Raw genomic sequence first — 15,345 nt, forward strand, 5'->3', positions numbered from 1 at the left:
AGCTGCCACAGGCTGGGCACTCAACCCTTGCACAGGAGGAACAGTGAGAATGAAGCGCATCTCGGCGGCGGTGGCCATCACCGCAGTCGGCGCACTGGCGATCTCGGGCTGCGCCGCCGGTGGTGGCGACAACAACGACGACTCCGGTCTCGTTGAGGGCTCGTCGATCACCGCGGCGTGGAACCAGGCGTTCTATTCGATGAACGGCAACACGTCGTTCGGAAACGCCACCGCGAACAACAACATCAACTACTTGGTGCTCGACGGCTTCAACTACTACAACAACGTCCCGGAGCTCGTCCAGAACACCTCCTTCGGCACGTACGAGGTCGTGAGCGAAGACCCGCTGACCGTGACCTACACGATCAACGAGGACAAGAAGTGGTCTGACGGCACGCCGATCGACGCAACCGACCTCCTTCTCTACTGGGCCGCAGAGTCGCGCGCTCTGGACACGCCGGACTTCGACCCGGCTGACTTCACCGACCCCGAGACGGGCGAGTTCACCGACGCGTTCCCCACCGACGTGGTCTACTTCGACTCGGGCGCGACCCCGACATCGGGCCTGGGCCTCGTCACCGAGCAGCCCGAGATCGGTGAGGACGGCCGCAGCGTCACGCTCACCTACGACCAGCCCTTCGTCGACTGGGAGCTCACCTTCGCCACGATGGGCGAGATGCTCCCCGCTCACATCGTCGGCAAGAAGGCCCTCGACATCGATGACAACGAGGAGGCCAAGCAGGCCGTTCTCGACGCCATCGAGAACAACGACGCCGAGGCTCTCGCCCCGATCTCGTCGTTCTGGAACTCGGGCTTCAACTTCACCGAGATGCCCGAGGACACCGACCTCGTCGTCTCCAGCGGCCCCTACCAGATCAGCGACTATGTCGCCGACCAGTTCGTGACCCTCACGGCCAACCCCGAGTACACGGGTGACAACGCGCCGAACATCGAGGAGATCACGATCCGCTTCATCCCCGACCCGCTCGCGGCGGTCCAGGCTCTGGAGAACGGCGAGGTGGACATCATCCAGCCGCAGGCCACCGCCGACATCACGGCGGCGCTGGAGGACATCGAAGGCATCACCGTCGACACCAGCCTCGGCGGCACCTACGAGCACGTCGACCTGCAGTTCGACAACGGCAAGAACCCTGAGAACATCTTCTCGAACCCGCAGGTGCGCGAGGCCTTCATGAAGGTCATCCCGCGCCAGGAGATCGTCGACACGCTGATCAAGCCGATCATCGGCGACGACGCGATCCTGCGCGACTCGCAGCTGTTCGTTCCGGGCGCCGAGGGATACGACGAGGCCGCTGCCGCCAACACCTCGGCGGACTACGCAGAGGTCGACATCGAGGGTGCCAAGGCGCTCCTCGCCGAGTCGGGTGTCACCGACACCTCGGTCTGCATCCTCTACGCCTCGAACAACCCGCGTCGTGTCAACGAGTTCGCGCTGATCCAGGCGTCGGCCGCTGAGGCCGGCTTCGAGGTCACCGACTGCGGCTCGGAAGAGTGGGGCGGCCTCCTCGGCACGCCCGGCGCCTACGACGCGTCGCTCTTCGGCTGGCAGTCGACGAGCCTGGGCGTGACCAACTCGCTGCCCACGTTCGAGACCGGTGGCATCAACAACCTGAACTTCTACTCGAACTCCGAGGTGGACGACATCATCTCCCAGCTCAACACGGAGTTCGACGAGCAGGCCAAGATCGACCTCCAGGTCGAGCTCGACCGCCTGCTGTGGGAGGACTTCTACGGGGTGACGATCTTCCAGTTCCCCGAGGTCACCGCGATCAGCGACCGCGTCACCAACGTCACGTCGTCGATCCTCGCTCCCACGGTGTTCTGGAACGCCTGGGACTGGGAGGTCACCGACGCCGGCACGGAGTAATCGCCGAGCGGTTCCCACCGAGTTCTGATGCTCGGTGAATGACCGAGGTGGGGTGCAGGTCCCCGAGGGGGCCTGCACCTCACCGCGTTAGACTCCTCCCAGCGGTGGAGCCGCGAGCCCGCGTACTCGCCCGGGTTCGCCTCCTGCGCTGTTCATCGATTGGCAGGCGGCCACACCATGGCTTCATTCATCATCCGGCGTCTGATCGCGTCGATCTTCGTGCTCTTCGCCGCGACATTCCTGATGTATCTGCTCGTTTCCCTCTCGGGCGATCCCCTCGAGGACCTGCGGCAGAGCAATGCACCCAACAAGAACGAGCTCATGGAAGCTCGTACCAAGCTCCTCAATCTCGACGTCCCCGCCCCGCTGCGCTACTTCCTGTGGCTCGGCGCCGTCTTCCGCGGCGACTTCGGCATCAGCATCCAGAACCAGCCGGTCAATGCGCTGCTCGGCAACGCCATCACGTCGACGCTGACGTTGGTCACCACCGCGACGGTCGTCGCGATCGTGCTGGGCATCACGGTCGGGATCGTCTCGGCTCTTCGCCAGTACACCGGCTTCGACTACGGCGTGACGCTGCTGTCGTTCCTCTTCTTCTCGCTCCCGATCTTCTGGGTCGCTGTGCTGCTCAAGCAGTACGGCGCGATTCAGCTGAACAACTGGCTGAACAATCCCACCATCTCCGTACCGGTGATCATCGGCCTGTCGATCGTGATCGGGCTGATCTGGATGTCGCTCATCGGGGGCAGATGGCGGCGACGTCTCATCGTGTTCGGCGTGGCGACGGTCGCGACCGGCATCGTGCTGACCTTCCTCTCCGTCACCCAGTGGTTCGCCGACCCGAGTATCGGGATCGTCGTCTTCGCCTTCCTCGCGATCGGCATCGCCGTCGGCGTCACGGCGATCTCCACAGGCCTGCGCAATCGCAACGCGCTGATCGCGTCGTTGATCGTCGCCGGCATCGGCATCGCCCTGTACTACCCGATGGTCAACTACCTGCTGAACGGAATGACGCTGCCGCTCTTCCTGGGGCTGATGGTGCTGACGATCGTGGTGTCGGGTCTCATCGGATGGTTCCGCGGCGCACCCGACCGCGCACCGGTCGCGCGGACGACGGCCATCGTCGGATTCCTCGTCGCAGGCCTCATCGCGCTCGACAAGTACATGTCGTACTGGCAGGCCTACGCGAACTCCAGTCGCGTCCGCGGTCGGCCGATCGCGACCGTCGGTGCGTCGACCCCCGGTCTGGGGGGCAACTTCTGGGTGCAAGGCATCGACCTGTTCACACACCTGCTGCTCCCGACGATCGCCATCATCCTCATCTCGTTCGCCAGCTACACGCGCTATTCCCGGGCCAGCCTCCTCGAGGTGATGAACCAGGACTACATCAGGACCGCCCGGGCCAAGGGGCTCACGCAGCGGACCGTCGTCGTGCGGCACGCCTTCCGGAACGCGCTGATCCCCATCACGACGATCATCGCCTTCGACGTGGGCGCGATCATCGGCGGTGCCGTCGTGACCGAGACCGTGTTCGGCTGGGTGGGCATGGGAAGACTCTTCGTCACCGCTCTCGACGCGCACGATCCCAATCCCGTGATGGCGTTCTTCGTGGTGACGGGAACCCTCGCGGTTCTGTTCAACCTCATCGCGGACCTCGTCTACGCCGCCCTCGACCCGAGAATCAAGGTGGGCTGACATGAACACCACAACCATCAACGAGACCGACTCGCGCGAAGAAGATGCGAAGTCCGAGGTCACGATCGAGCAGAAGGAGACCGAGGGCCTGAGCCAGGGCCAGATCGTCCGCCGGCGCTTCTTCCGTCACCGAGCGGCTCTTGCTTCGATGATCGTCCTCGTGTTCATCGTCCTGCTCGCGTTCACCTCGGTCGGCGTGAACCTGTGGGGCCTGCGCATACCGGGATGGTGGCAGTACTCGTGGGAAGAGATCCCCACGAAGGTGAACAACGGCGTGCCCACTCTGTCGCTGTGGCCGCTGCAGTTCGGTGACCATCCGTTCGGTCAGGATGAGGTCGGGCGCGACATCTTCGCCGTAGTGATGCGCGGGACTCAGCAGTCGATCATGGTGATGGTGATCGCCGGAGTCGTGGCGACCGCGATCGGCGTGGTGATCGGCGCGATCGCCGGGTACTACGGAAAGGTCACCGACTCGGTCCTGATGCGGTTCACCGACATCATCATCACCATCCCGCTCATCGTGATCGGTTCCGTGCTCGGCGTGGCGTTCGGCAGTCTCGGCGCCGCTGTGCTCGGCGTGGTCATCGGCCTGTTCGCCTGGACGACGATGGCACGGCTGGTCCGCGGCGAGTTCCTGTCCCTGCGGGAGCGCGAGTTCGTCGACGCGGCACGCGTCTCCGGCGCGAAGGACAGGCGCATCATCTTCCGTCACATCCTGCCGAACTCTGTGGGCGTCATCGTGGTGAATGCGACGCTCCTGATGGCGGGCGCGATCCTCCTCGAGTCGACGCTGAGCTTCCTCGGCTTCGGCGTCGAATCGCCCGACACGTCGCTCGGCAAGATCATCTCCGAGAACCAGGCGGCGTTCTCGACGCGCCCGTGGATCTTCTGGTGGCCCGGCATCTTCATCATCGCGATCGCCCTGTGCGTCAACTTCATCGGCGACGGGCTTCGTGATGCGTTCGACCCGCGGCAGAAGAAGATGCCGAGCGAGCGCGCGATGGCTCGCGCCGGCCGTGCAGGGGGCCCCCTGGTGCCGGATGTCGACACGACGCCGGCAACGCTGGGCGGCACGCACATGGTCGACGTGGGGATGCAGACGGCCTACACCGGTGACGACATCGTCAACTTCAACGATCCGCGCCGTGAGGAGCCGGGCGACGTGCAGCACAAGCCGCTCGACCCGGAGCGATGACGTGGTGTCATACGAATATGCCGATCACGGTGGCGGCGCTCAGCGCCGCCACCGTGGCGATCGTCGCCACGTGCCACGTCTGAGTCGAAGCGTCGGGATCCACGCCGCTCGCGAAGGCGCCGGAGTCGCGCAGCTGCTCCCAGCGGCCGCGGATGAGCTGGGCGAGGTTGCCCGTCGGGGTCGTGATGGCGTCGCCCGGGCGCAGCTCGCCGAGCTCACCGCGGGCGGATTCGCCGACGCCGTCGAAGTCCTTCGGGGCGAGACCGAGGGTGCGGTGGCGGCCGGACGCCGGTGCCGCCCACACCTGCACTCGTCGCTCCGTCGTGTGCAGCGTCACGGAGTAGCGAGTGTCGATGGCGGTGATCGATGGCCACGGCACGAAGTGCGTGCGGAGCACGTTCTCGACGGTGATCCCGTGTTCCTGCACCAGGAGGCTCGGACGCCAGAAGAGCGCCCAGGCCAGGACGCCCACGAGAAGGATCGGCCAGACGTAGCGGATCGCGGACGCAGGGTCGGTCACGGCCATCGCCGCCGCGCCGAGCGCGCACACCACCATGGTCACGACAGCGAGAGTGCGGCCGAAGACCGGCCGGTAGTGAACCTCCTGAAACGACATGATTTCCAGCTTTGCAGATGGGACAGCAACGAATGACTGACAAGACGGATGTCGACGCCGGGGTCTCGGCGATGCACAAGGCTCTCCCGGAGACGATCCTCCAGGTCGAGAACCTGGGAGTGGAGTTCTGGGTCGAGGGCGAGTTCTATCCGGCCGCCATCGGCATGAACTATCAGGTCCGCCGGGGCGAGGTTCTGGCGATCGTGGGCGAGTCGGGCTCGGGGAAGAGCACGAGTTCCATGGCTCTTCTCGGTCTCCTGCCCGAGAACTCGCGGGTGACCGGCTCGATCAAACTCCTCGGTCGTGAGCTGCGCGGAGTGGACGACGCGACGCTGAGGTCGCTGCGCGGCAACGAGATCGCGACCATCTTCCAAGAGCCGATGACGGCCCTCAACCCCGTGTACACGGTCGGATTCCAGATCATGGAGGCCCTGCGCTCCCACGACCGCGGGATGGCGCCGAGCGTGGCACGCGAGCGCGCGGTGGAGCTTCTTCGCATGGTGGAGATGCCGAACCCCGAGCAGTCGTTCCACAAGTACCCGCACCAGCTCTCGGGCGGTCAGCGGCAGCGCGCGATGATTGCGCAGTCCATCTCGTGCGATCCGCTCCTGCTCATCGCCGACGAGCCCACCACGGCTCTCGATGTCACGGTTCAGGCGGAGGTGCTCGACCTTCTCCGCAACCTCCACCGGCGTCTGGACTCTGCCATCATCCTGATCACGCACGACATGGGCGTCGTCGCCGACCTCGCCGACCGCATCATGGTGATGAAGAACGGCGTCGTGGTCGAGTCGGGTTCCGTGGAGAAGATCTTCCACTCTCCCGAGCACCCGTACACTCAGCAGCTGCTGGCGTCGGTGCCTCACCTGGGCCTGGGGGTGCTGGAGGAGGCTGTGGCCGGTCCTGCGGAAGTGGCGACGGAGACGTCCACCGTGCCGTCCGTATCGTCCATCCGCGAGCGTGCCAGCGAGGCCGCCGACGAGATCGTCGAGACCCGCACTCCGGTGCTGTCCTTCGAGGACGTCGCGATCGAGTACCCCAAGCGCGGCCGCATTCCGGCGTTCCGCGCCGCAGAGAACATCGACCTCGCCATCTACCCCGGGGAGATCGTCGGACTGGTGGGGGAGTCCGGCTCGGGCAAGACGACTCTGGGACGCGCGGCCATCGGCCTCCTTCCGATCGCGGAAGGCAAGCTCACCACCGTGGGCACCGACATCTCGAACGCATCGCAGAAGGACCTTTTCGCGATCCGTCGCAAGACAGGCATCGTCTTCCAGGACCCGGCGTCGTCTCTGAATCCCCGGATGCCCATCGGCCAGTCGATCGGCGAGCCGATCCTGCTCGCCGGAGTGGCGAAGGGAAAGAGCCTGGACCGTCGCGTGGAGGAACTGCTGGGTCAGGTGGAGCTCCCGGCGTCGTACCGCAACCGCTTCCCGCACGAGCTTTCGGGCGGTCAGCGGCAGCGTGTCGGCATCGCTCGAGCACTCGCGCTGGCACCCGAGCTGCTGGTCGCAGACGAGCCGACCTCGGCTCTCGACGTCTCCGTGCAGGCGCGTTTCCTCGACCTGCTCCAAGAGCTCCAGCAGGAGCTTCAATTCGCCTGCCTCTTCATCAGTCACGATCTCGCGGTGGTCGACATCCTGTCGCACCGCATCGCGGTGATGCATCACGGCAAGCTGGTGGAGGCGGGCACGCGTGACGAGATCCTTCGGGGAGCGAAGGATCCCTACACGCAGCGGCTGATCGCCGCCGTGCCGGTGCCCAACCCGCAGGAGCAGAAGGTCCGTCGGGAAGCCCGAGCCGCTCTTCTCGCGCAAGGGAGCTGATCCGCCCGAGCGGCCTGGGGGTCTCGACCCTCAGGCCGCTTTCGGGTCCCTGCGATAGGCTGGGATGTCGGCATCCCGGCACTTCCCCTCTTCTGCAAGGAATCCTCCATGGCCCGCGCCCTCCGTCCGGACCTCCGGAACGTCGCCATCGTCGCCCACGTCGACCACGGCAAGACGACGCTCGTCGATGCGATGCTCCGCCAGACCGGCTCCTTCGGCGAGCACGCTCACGTCGAGGAGCGCGCGATGGACTCGAACGATCTCGAGCGAGAGAAGGGCATCACGATCCTCGCCAAGAACACGGCGATCACCTACAACGGCGCGCACACCGACGTTCCCGTGACGATCAACGTGATCGACACCCCCGGTCACGCCGATTTCGGCGGCGAGGTGGAGCGGGGCCTGTCGATGGTCGACGGCGTCGTGCTGCTGGTCGATGCGAGCGAGGGCCCGCTGCCCCAGACGCGATTCGTGCTCCGCAAGGCGCTCGAGGCGAAGCTGCCGGTGATCCTCCTCGTCAACAAGACCGACCGCCCCGACGCGCGCATCGCCGAGGTCGAAGAAGAGGCGCACGACCTGCTGCTCGGCCTCGCCTCCGACCTGCACGAGGACGTGCCCGACCTCGACGTCGACGCGCTCCTCGACGTGCCGGTGGTCTACGCGTCCGGTCGCGCGGGTGCGGCGTCACGCAACCGCCCTGCCAACGGCGAGCTCCCCGACAACGCCGACCTCGAGCCGCTCTTCGAGGCGATCCTCCAGCACGTCCCGGCACCGTCCTTCGACGACGAGGCGCCGCTGCAGGCGTGGGTCACGAACCTCGATTCGAGCCCGTTCCTCGGCCGACTGGCGCTGTTGCGCGTCTTCAACGGCACCCTGAAGAAGGGGCAGACCGTCGCGTGGGTGCGCCATGACGGCTCGCACTCCAACGCCCGCATCACCGAACTGCTGAAGACGCGGGCGCTCGAGCGCTACCCGGCCGAAGAGGCCGACCCGGGCGACATCGTCGCGATCGCGGGCATCGAAGAGATCACGATCGGCGAGACGATCGCCGACCCCGAAGACGTGCGGCCACTGCCGGCGATCACGGTGGACGACCCCGCGATCTCGATGACGATCGGCACCAACACGTCGCCCCTCGTGGGCAAGGTCAAGGGGCACAAGGTCACCGCCCGCATGGTCAAGGACCGCCTCGACCGCGAGCTCATCGGCAACGTGTCGCTGAAGGTCGTCGACATCGGCCGACCCGACGCGTGGGAGGTGCAGGGTCGCGGCGAGCTGGCACTGGCGATCCTCGTGGAGAACATGCGCCGCGAAGGGTTCGAGCTGACCGTCGGCAAGCCCCAGGTCGTCACGCGCAAGGGCGAGGACGGAAAGGTCAAGGAGCCGTTCGAGCACCTGACCATCGACGCGCCCGAGGAGTACCTCGGCGCGATCACGCAGCTCCTCGCGGCGCGCAAGGGGCGCATGGAGACGATGGTGAACCACGGCACCGGCTGGGTGCGCATGGAGTTCATCGTCCCGTCGCGCGGTCTGATCGGGTTCCGCACCGAGTTCCTCTCGGCCACCCGCGGCACCGGCATCGCCAACGCCATCTCGCACGGGTACGACGACTGGGCCGGTCACATCCAGGCGCGCCAGAACGGGTCGATCGTGGCGGACCGCGCCGGGGTCGTGACGCCGTTCGCCATGATGGCGCTGCAGGAGCGCATGAGCTTCTTCGTGCAGCCCACCGAAGAGGTCTACGAGGGCATGGTCGTGGGCGAGAACACGCGTGCTGACGACATGGACGTGAACATCACGAAGGAGAAGAAGCTCACCAACATGCGGTCTTCGACCGCCGATGAGCTCGAGCGTCTGACTCCGCCGCGTCAGCTTTCCCTGGAGGAGAGCCTCGAGTTCGCCCGCGACGACGAGTGCGTCGAGGTCACGCCAGAGAAGGTGCGCATCCGCAAGGTCATCCTCGACCAGACCGAGCGCGGTCGCGCCGCCTCGCGGCTCAAGCGCCAGGACGCCAACGCCTGAACGGCAGAGAACGGTCCACGGATGACCGAGTTGCCCGACGTTCGACGACATCCCCGTCGGTAGCATCGACCGGGTGACCCCCGACCCTCACTTCGACGACGAGCACGCCGTGGGGGAGTCCCGGCGGGCTGCGCGAGAGGCCGTCGGTGTCGCTCTTGCCACGAGCGCGTACGGCATCTCGTTCGGCGCACTCGCGGTGGCGTCGGGGCTCGACGTCTGGCAGACGTGCGTGATGAGTCTGCTCATGTTCACCGGTGGCTCGCAGTTCGCCTTCGTGGGGGTGGTGGGCGCGGGCGGGATCGCCGCCGCACCGGCGGCGATCGCGTCCGCGGCGCTGCTGGGGGTGCGCAACGTCGCCTACGGCATCCGCATGTCGCCCGTGATCGGGCGCGGCTTCTGGCGCCGCGCGGGCGCGGCGCACTTCACGATCGACGAGTCCACGGCGGTCTCTCTGGCGCAGCGCACACCGCACGCCCGGACGGTCGGCTTCTGGGTCACGGGCATCGGCATCTACGTCGGGTGGAATGCCTCGACCCTGGCAGGGGCGCTCCTCGGCGACATCCTCGGAGATCCGCGTGCGTACGGACTCGATGCCGCGGCGGCTGCGGCGTTCCTCGCGCTCCTGTGGCCGCGGCTGCGCAGCAGGCAGCCGATCGTCGTCGGCGTCGCCGCCGCGGTCGTGGCGACCGTGCTCACTCCCGTGCTGATGCCGGGTCTGCCGGTCATCATCGCCGCGCTCGTGGCGGTCGTGGTCGGGTGGTTCAACCTGTTCGCGTCGGGAGGGCATGGCGCGACGGATGCCGAACCCGGCGACGTGCCGGAGCGGGAGGGCCTGCCGTGACGATGTGGACCGCGCTGCTGGTGGCATCGATCATCTGCGTGGCGCTGAAGACGGTGGGCTATCTGCTGCCGCCCGCGTGGGTGGAGGCGCCACGGCCGATGCGGGTCGCCGACCTCCTGACGGTCGCTCTGCTCGCCGCGCTGGTCGCTGTTCAGACCCTCGGGGTCGGGCAGTCCGTGGTCGTCGACGCCCGCGTTCCGGCCGTCCTGGTCGCAGCCGGTCTGCTCCTGCTCCGCGCACCGTTCCTCCTCGTGGTGGCTGCGGCCGCGCTCACCGCGGCGCTCCTGCGCCTCTGGGGATGGGCGGCATGACGGCGGGACGACAGTAGAGTCGACGGGTGCGCTCGTCCCTTCCCGCCCGCCTCGGCACGTGGGCCGTGGCTTTCGTCGTCGGCGCGGTGTACGGGCTCGCCGGCACCATCGCGCATTCCTTCGAGCTGGGCTGGTTCCCGCTCGGCCTCATCCTCGCGCTGGCCGGGTGCGGCGCGCTTCTCGCCGCCGTGCGGCTGCTCACCGTCGACCGCTGGGCGACCCTGGCCACGGGTCTCGGGATGATGACGGCCACCCTGGTCTTCTCGCAGCGCGGTCCGGGCGGGTCGGTGATCGTTCCCGACACCCCTCTGGCGACCGTGTGGACGCTGGCGCTGCCGATCCTCGTGGCCGTCGCCGTGGCGTGGCCGGAGCACATGCGGGCCGGCGACCGCTGAGCCGGATCTGCGCTCCTGCCGGCGGCGCGGGGCGGACGCAGCGCTGCGGGCGCGCATCTAGACTGGGACGGTGACGTACGTGATCGCCCTTCCCTGCGTGGACGTCAAAGACCGCGCCTGCATCGACGAGTGCCCGGTGGACTGCATCTACGAGGGCGAACGGTCGCTGTACATCCACCCCGACGAGTGCGTGGACTGCGGTGCGTGCGAGCCGGTGTGCCCGGTCGAGGCGATCTACTACGAGGACGACTTGCCCGACGAGTGGCAGGACTACTACAAGGCGAACGTCGAGTTCTTCGACGACATCGGGTCGCCCGGAGGCGCCGCGAAGGTGGGTGTGATCCACAAGGACCACCCGATCATCGCCGCCCTCCCGCCCCAGGCTCCGTGATCGCGGTCGAGCGGGATCCCCGCTGATGGGCGTCGCCGATCTCGCGGATTACCCGTGGGATGCCGTGGCTCCGTACGCGGCGAAGGCGCGGTCGCACCCCGACGGGATCGTGGATCTGTCGATCGGTTCGCCCGTCGACCCGACGCCGGACATCGTGGCGGACGCACTCCGTTCCGCAACCGACGCCCATGCCTACCCGCAGACGATGGGGACGCCCGCGTTGCGCGAGGCGATCGCCCGGTGGTACGCCCGGCGGCGGGGGGTCCCCGGGCTGGGGCCGGAGCACGTGCTTCCGACCGTCGGGTCGAAGGAATTGGTGGCGCTCCTGCCTCTCCTCCTCGGGCTCGGCCCGGGCGACATCGTCGTCCATCCTCGGGCCGCGTACCCGACGTACGAGGTGGGGGCGCGGCTCGTCGGCGCGACACCCGTCGCGGCGGACGACCCTGCGGAGTGGCCCGAGGCGACCCGGCTGGCGTGGGTGAACTCCCCGGGCAACCCGGACGGGCGGGTCCTCGACGTCGACGACCTTCGCCGAGCGCTCGCCCGTGCGCGCGCACTGGGTGCGACGCTGGCCTCCGACGAGTGCTACGCCGAGCTGGGGTGGGATGCCCCGTGGGACGCCCGCGGGATCCCTTCGGCTCTCCATCCCGACGTCACCGGGGGAGCGCTGGACGGTGTTCTGTCGGTGTACTCCTTGAGCAAGCAGTCCAACCTGGCCGGCTACCGCGCCGCGTTCCTCGCGGGCGATCCGGCGATCGTCGGCCGACTCCTGACCGCCCGGAAGCATCTCGGGCTGATGCTCCCGGCCCCCGTGCAGTCGGCGATGGTCGCGGCGCTCTCCGACGACGAGCACGTCGCCCGCCAACGGCAGATCTACCTCGCCAGGCGGCGCGTCCTCCGGCCGGCGCTGGAGTCCGCCGGCTTCCGCATCGACCGCAGCGAGGCGGGTCTCTACCTGTGGGCGACCGAGGATCGCGACGCCTGGGAGAGTCTGGATCGCCTGGCCGGACTCGGCATCCTCGCCGGTCCCGGCTCGTTCTACGGCTCGCACTTCCCGCGCCACATCCGCCTTTCGCTGACGGCATCCGACGAGCGGATCAGCGCCGCTGCTTCGCGCCTCGCTGCGACGTCGTGAGGATTCCTCTATCGGATGCCGCGGCCCTTTGGTCGTGTCAGCAGTAGGCGTGAGAGCACACTAGGCTGTAAAGAAACGCGGCGGCGCGGCATCCCCGTCCCCGCTGCCGTCCTCAAGAGGCGCCCGCAAAGCGTCCGCGAGGCGGACGACACCCCCGGCACGACCAGGAATCGCGAGGAGGCGCCGTGAGCGAAGCGGGCACCCAGTACCACAAGGCCACCCTCACGATCGGTGACACGACTGCGGAGTTCCCGCTGCTCCAGGGCACTGACGGCACACCGAGCATCGATCTGTCCACCCTGACCCGCCAGACCGGTCATACGGCCCTCGACTACGGGTTCGTCAACACCGCAGCGACCAAATCGGCGATCACCTACATCGATGGCGATCAGGGGATCCTCCGCTACCGGGGCTACCCGATCGAGCAGCTGGCCAAGCACAGCACCTACCTCGAGGTCGCCTGGCTGCTCATCTACGGCGAGTTGCCGACGGCCGATGAGCTGGCGGCGTTTGATGACCGCATCCGCCACCACACGTTGCTGCACGAAGACCTCAAGCGGTTCTTCTCGGCGCTCCCGCACACCGCGCACCCGATGTCGGTGCTCTCGTCGGCCGTGTCGGCGCTGTCGACGTATTACGAGGCCGAGTCCGACCCCAACAACCCCGAGCACGTCGAGCTGAACACGATCCGCATGCTGGCGAAGCTCCCGGTGATCGCCGCCTACGCGCACAAGAAGAGCATCGGGCAGGCGTTCCTGTACCCCGACAACTCCCTCGGCTTCGTCGACAACTTCCTCAAGCTCAACTTCGGGGTCCTGTCCGAGATCTACGACGTCGACCCGGTCATGTCGCGGGCGCTCGAGCGCCTGCTGATCCTGCATGAAGACCACGAGCAGAACGCGTCCACCTCGACGGTGCGCCTCGTCGGCTCGACCGGCGCCAACCAGTTCTCCTCGATCTCCGCGGGGATCAACGCCCTGTACGGCCCCCTCCACGGTGGCGCGAACGAGGCGGTGCTCGACATGCTGGGGCGCATCCGCGACTCGGGCGAGAGCGTCCAGCGCTTCGTCGAGCGGGTGAAGAACAAGGAGGAGGGCGTCAAGCTCATGGGCTTCGGCCACCGGGTCTACAAGAACTACGACCCGCGCGCGAAGCTCGTGAAGGAGTCGGCCGACGAGGTGCTCGAGGCGCTCGGAGTGAGTGACCCGCTCCTCGACCTGGCGAAGCAGCTCGAAGAGATCGCGCTGAACGACGACTACTTCAAGGAGCGCCGCCTCTATCCGAACGTGGACTTCTACACGGGCGTGATCTACAAGGCGATGGGATTCCCCACCCGCATGTTCACCGTACTGTTCGCCATCGGCCGGCTGCCGGGCTGGCTCGCGCAATGGCGAGAGGCCGCCGGCGACCCGCAGACGAAGATCGGCCGCCCGCAGCAGCTGTACATCGGGGCGCGCGAGCGCGACTACCCGGGCGTGTGAGCCGCGTGGCGCCCGCCCGAAGGGGCGGACGCCATGTCGCGGCTGGCACCGCCTATGCGTGAAGCGCGTCGTTCAGGGCGACGCCGATCCCCGCACGTCGGACCGCTTCGACCGCCCCGCTCAGCGAGTTGCGGCGGAAGAGCAGCCCGTCTCTGCCCGAGAGCTCCGCCCCCTTCACGACGCGGGGCCGTCCGTCCGTGAGGGGAGGCTCGTCGACGAGCACGACCTTCGACCCCGCCGTGACGTACAGGCCCGCCTCGACCACGCAGTCGTCGCCCAGCGAGATGCCGATGCCTGCGTTCGCGCCCAGAAGGGTCCGAGCCCCCACCGAGACCGTATGCGTGCCCCCACCCGACAGCGTCCCCATGATGGACGCGCCCCCGCCGATGTCGCTGCCGTCGCCGACGACGACGCCCTGGGAGATGCGGCCCTCGACCATGCTCTGACCGAGCGTTCCCGCATTGAAGTTCACGAAGCCTTCGTGCATCACCGTGGTTCCCGGACTGAGGTGAGCACCGAGTCGCACCCGTGAGGCGTCGGCGATCCGCACCCCCGGCGGCGTGACGTAGTCGAGCAGTCGCGGGAACTTGTCGAGTCCCTGAACCTGGATGCCCTCGCGCGCGAGCAGGGGACGGAGGCGTGCGACGGCATCCGGGTGCATCGGGCCGGCCGTGGTCCATGCCACATTCGGGAGCCTGCCGAAGATCCCCTCCAGGTTGATCTCGTTCGGCGCGAACAGTCGGTGGGAGAGGGCGTGGAGCCGGAGATACGCATCGGCGGTTGAAGAGGGGGGAGCGTCGACGTCCGCTTCGACGGCCACGACGTCGACCGTGACGGCGCGCCGGGGGTCGGGAACGGCGAGCCGCTCGAGGTCGTCCGGAGGCATCGACGGGTCGTAGCCCAGCGGAGTGCGACCCCGCTCCGGTGAGGGATACCAGGTGTCGAGAACCGTTCCGTCTTCGGCCGTCGTCGCCAGGCCGACGCCCCAGATCCATCGCTCTTCGCTCATGTCTCCACGGTAGCGCCGGCGTTGCTCGGTCCGTGCTGCCGATCGGCGCGGGGAGCGGCCCACGCCGTGCGACACGCCCGGGATGCTGCCTCGATTGGACGGCGGCGCTCCCGACACGTAATGTTCTTGTTGTTCGCCCCACAGGGAAGCGGAGAGGCCCAGAGCCTTACCCCCCTCAAGCGGCGGGCCACCTCCCTTCAGTCACCTCATTGAGGCGATCGACCTCCGGGTCTAGAATGGGAGTCTTCCTCTCGAGTCACCGGTCGTCCGACTGTCGATCGAACCATCTGGTTCCGACGTGTCGGTTTGACAAGTTGCTCGCGGCGGATAAGATTGTGAAGTTGCCCTGCTGTGCTGGCCTGTGTGGTTGGTGGGTGGGTGCGTCCGATCCTTGAGAACTCAACAGCGTGCACTTGTCAAATGCCAATTTTTATTCCCGCTGGTCTTTTTGGACTGGTGGGGGTCTTTTGGATCAATTCATGGATGTCAGTTTGATATTCGTTTTTGGTCAGTTTCGAACTCGCTTCCTTTGACTCGTTT

General features: G+C 67.3%; 13 protein-coding genes. 11 read left to right on the forward strand and 2 right to left on the reverse strand.

From position 1 onward, the window contains the following. The first annotated feature begins 49 nt into the window (after positions 1–49). The 3 genes from ACFUTX_RS04710 (at position 50) to ACFUTX_RS04720 (ending at position 4,778) form a co-directional block, all read left to right on the forward strand. Positions 50–1,888 (forward strand): ABC transporter family substrate-binding protein, encoded by a 1,839-nt coding sequence (locus ACFUTX_RS04710; protein ID WP_378861017.1) that lies wholly within the window; start codon positions 50–52, stop codon positions 1,886–1,888. Positions 1,889–2,065: 177 nt separating this feature from the next. Then, positions 2,066–3,583 (forward strand): ABC transporter permease, encoded by a 1,518-nt coding sequence (locus ACFUTX_RS04715; RefSeq protein WP_378861018.1) that lies wholly within the window; start codon positions 2,066–2,068, stop codon positions 3,581–3,583. Position 3,584: 1 nt separating this feature from the next. After that, positions 3,585–4,778 carry an ABC transporter permease gene (locus ACFUTX_RS04720; protein ID WP_378861019.1) on the forward strand — a complete coding sequence of 398 codons (1,194 nt, stop codon included), beginning with the start codon at positions 3,585–3,587 and terminating at the stop codon, positions 4,776–4,778. Positions 4,779–4,785: 7 nt separating this feature from the next. On the opposite strand, the gene ACFUTX_RS04725 is transcribed toward ACFUTX_RS04720, so the two are convergent. Then, the gene (locus ACFUTX_RS04725) at positions 4,786–5,394 is read right to left on the reverse strand and encodes a PH domain-containing protein (RefSeq protein WP_378861020.1); all 609 of its coding nucleotides are present in this window, start codon (positions 5,392–5,394) and stop codon (positions 4,786–4,788) included. Positions 5,395–5,426: 32 nt separating this feature from the next. Here ACFUTX_RS04725 and ACFUTX_RS04730 point away from each other — a divergent pair, with 32 nt between their 5' ends. The 8 genes from ACFUTX_RS04730 to ACFUTX_RS04765 all read left to right on the forward strand — a co-directional run bounded on the left by ACFUTX_RS04730 (position 5,427) and on the right by ACFUTX_RS04765 (position 13,796). Beyond that, positions 5,427–7,220: a dipeptide ABC transporter ATP-binding protein gene (locus ACFUTX_RS04730; protein WP_378861021.1), complete on the forward strand. Its 1,794-nt coding sequence runs from the start codon at positions 5,427–5,429 to the stop codon at positions 7,218–7,220. Positions 7,221–7,328: 108 nt separating this feature from the next. Continuing rightward, entirely contained in the window at positions 7,329–9,242 is a 1,914-nt protein-coding gene (typA, locus tag ACFUTX_RS04735; RefSeq protein ID WP_378861022.1) for a translational GTPase TypA, read from the forward strand. Between the two features lie 73 nt (positions 9,243–9,315). Next, entirely contained in the window at positions 9,316–10,083 is a 768-nt protein-coding gene (locus ACFUTX_RS04740; RefSeq protein WP_378861023.1) for an AzlC family ABC transporter permease, read from the forward strand. After that, positions 10,080–10,394 (forward strand): AzlD domain-containing protein, encoded by a 315-nt coding sequence (locus ACFUTX_RS04745; RefSeq protein ID WP_378861024.1) that lies wholly within the window; start codon positions 10,080–10,082, stop codon positions 10,392–10,394. The genes ACFUTX_RS04740 and ACFUTX_RS04745 overlap by 4 nt, the downstream gene beginning before the upstream one ends. Positions 10,395–10,420: 26 nt before the next feature. Further along, the gene (locus ACFUTX_RS04750; protein WP_378861025.1) at positions 10,421–10,789 is read left to right on the forward strand and encodes a DUF6113 family protein; all 369 of its coding nucleotides are present in this window, start codon (positions 10,421–10,423) and stop codon (positions 10,787–10,789) included. Positions 10,790–10,859: 70 nt separating this feature from the next. Further along, complete coding sequence (gene fdxA / locus ACFUTX_RS04755) at positions 10,860–11,180, forward strand: ferredoxin (protein WP_179489533.1); 321 nt, start codon at positions 10,860–10,862, stop codon at positions 11,178–11,180. 25 nt (positions 11,181–11,205) lie between these two features. Beyond that, positions 11,206–12,315, forward strand: a complete 1,110-nt coding sequence (gene dapC / locus ACFUTX_RS04760; protein ID WP_378861026.1) for a succinyldiaminopimelate transaminase — start codon at positions 11,206–11,208, stop codon at positions 12,313–12,315. Between the two features lie 185 nt (positions 12,316–12,500). Beyond that, entirely contained in the window at positions 12,501–13,796 is a 1,296-nt protein-coding gene (locus tag ACFUTX_RS04765) for a citrate synthase (protein WP_378861027.1), read from the forward strand. A gap of 52 nt (positions 13,797–13,848) precedes the next feature. Here the strand turns inward: ACFUTX_RS04765 and dapD are convergent, their stop codons facing one another. Further along, on the reverse strand, positions 13,849–14,805 hold the full coding sequence (dapD, locus tag ACFUTX_RS04770) for a 2,3,4,5-tetrahydropyridine-2,6-dicarboxylate N-succinyltransferase (RefSeq protein WP_378861028.1): 957 nt from the start codon (positions 14,803–14,805) through the stop codon (positions 13,849–13,851). Between the last annotated feature and the right edge of the window lie 540 nt (positions 14,806–15,345).

Source organism: Microbacterium sp. NPDC057407 (genome assembly GCF_042803895.1).
In the GTDB taxonomy this organism is placed as follows: domain Bacteria; phylum Actinomycetota; class Actinomycetes; order Actinomycetales; family Microbacteriaceae; genus Microbacterium.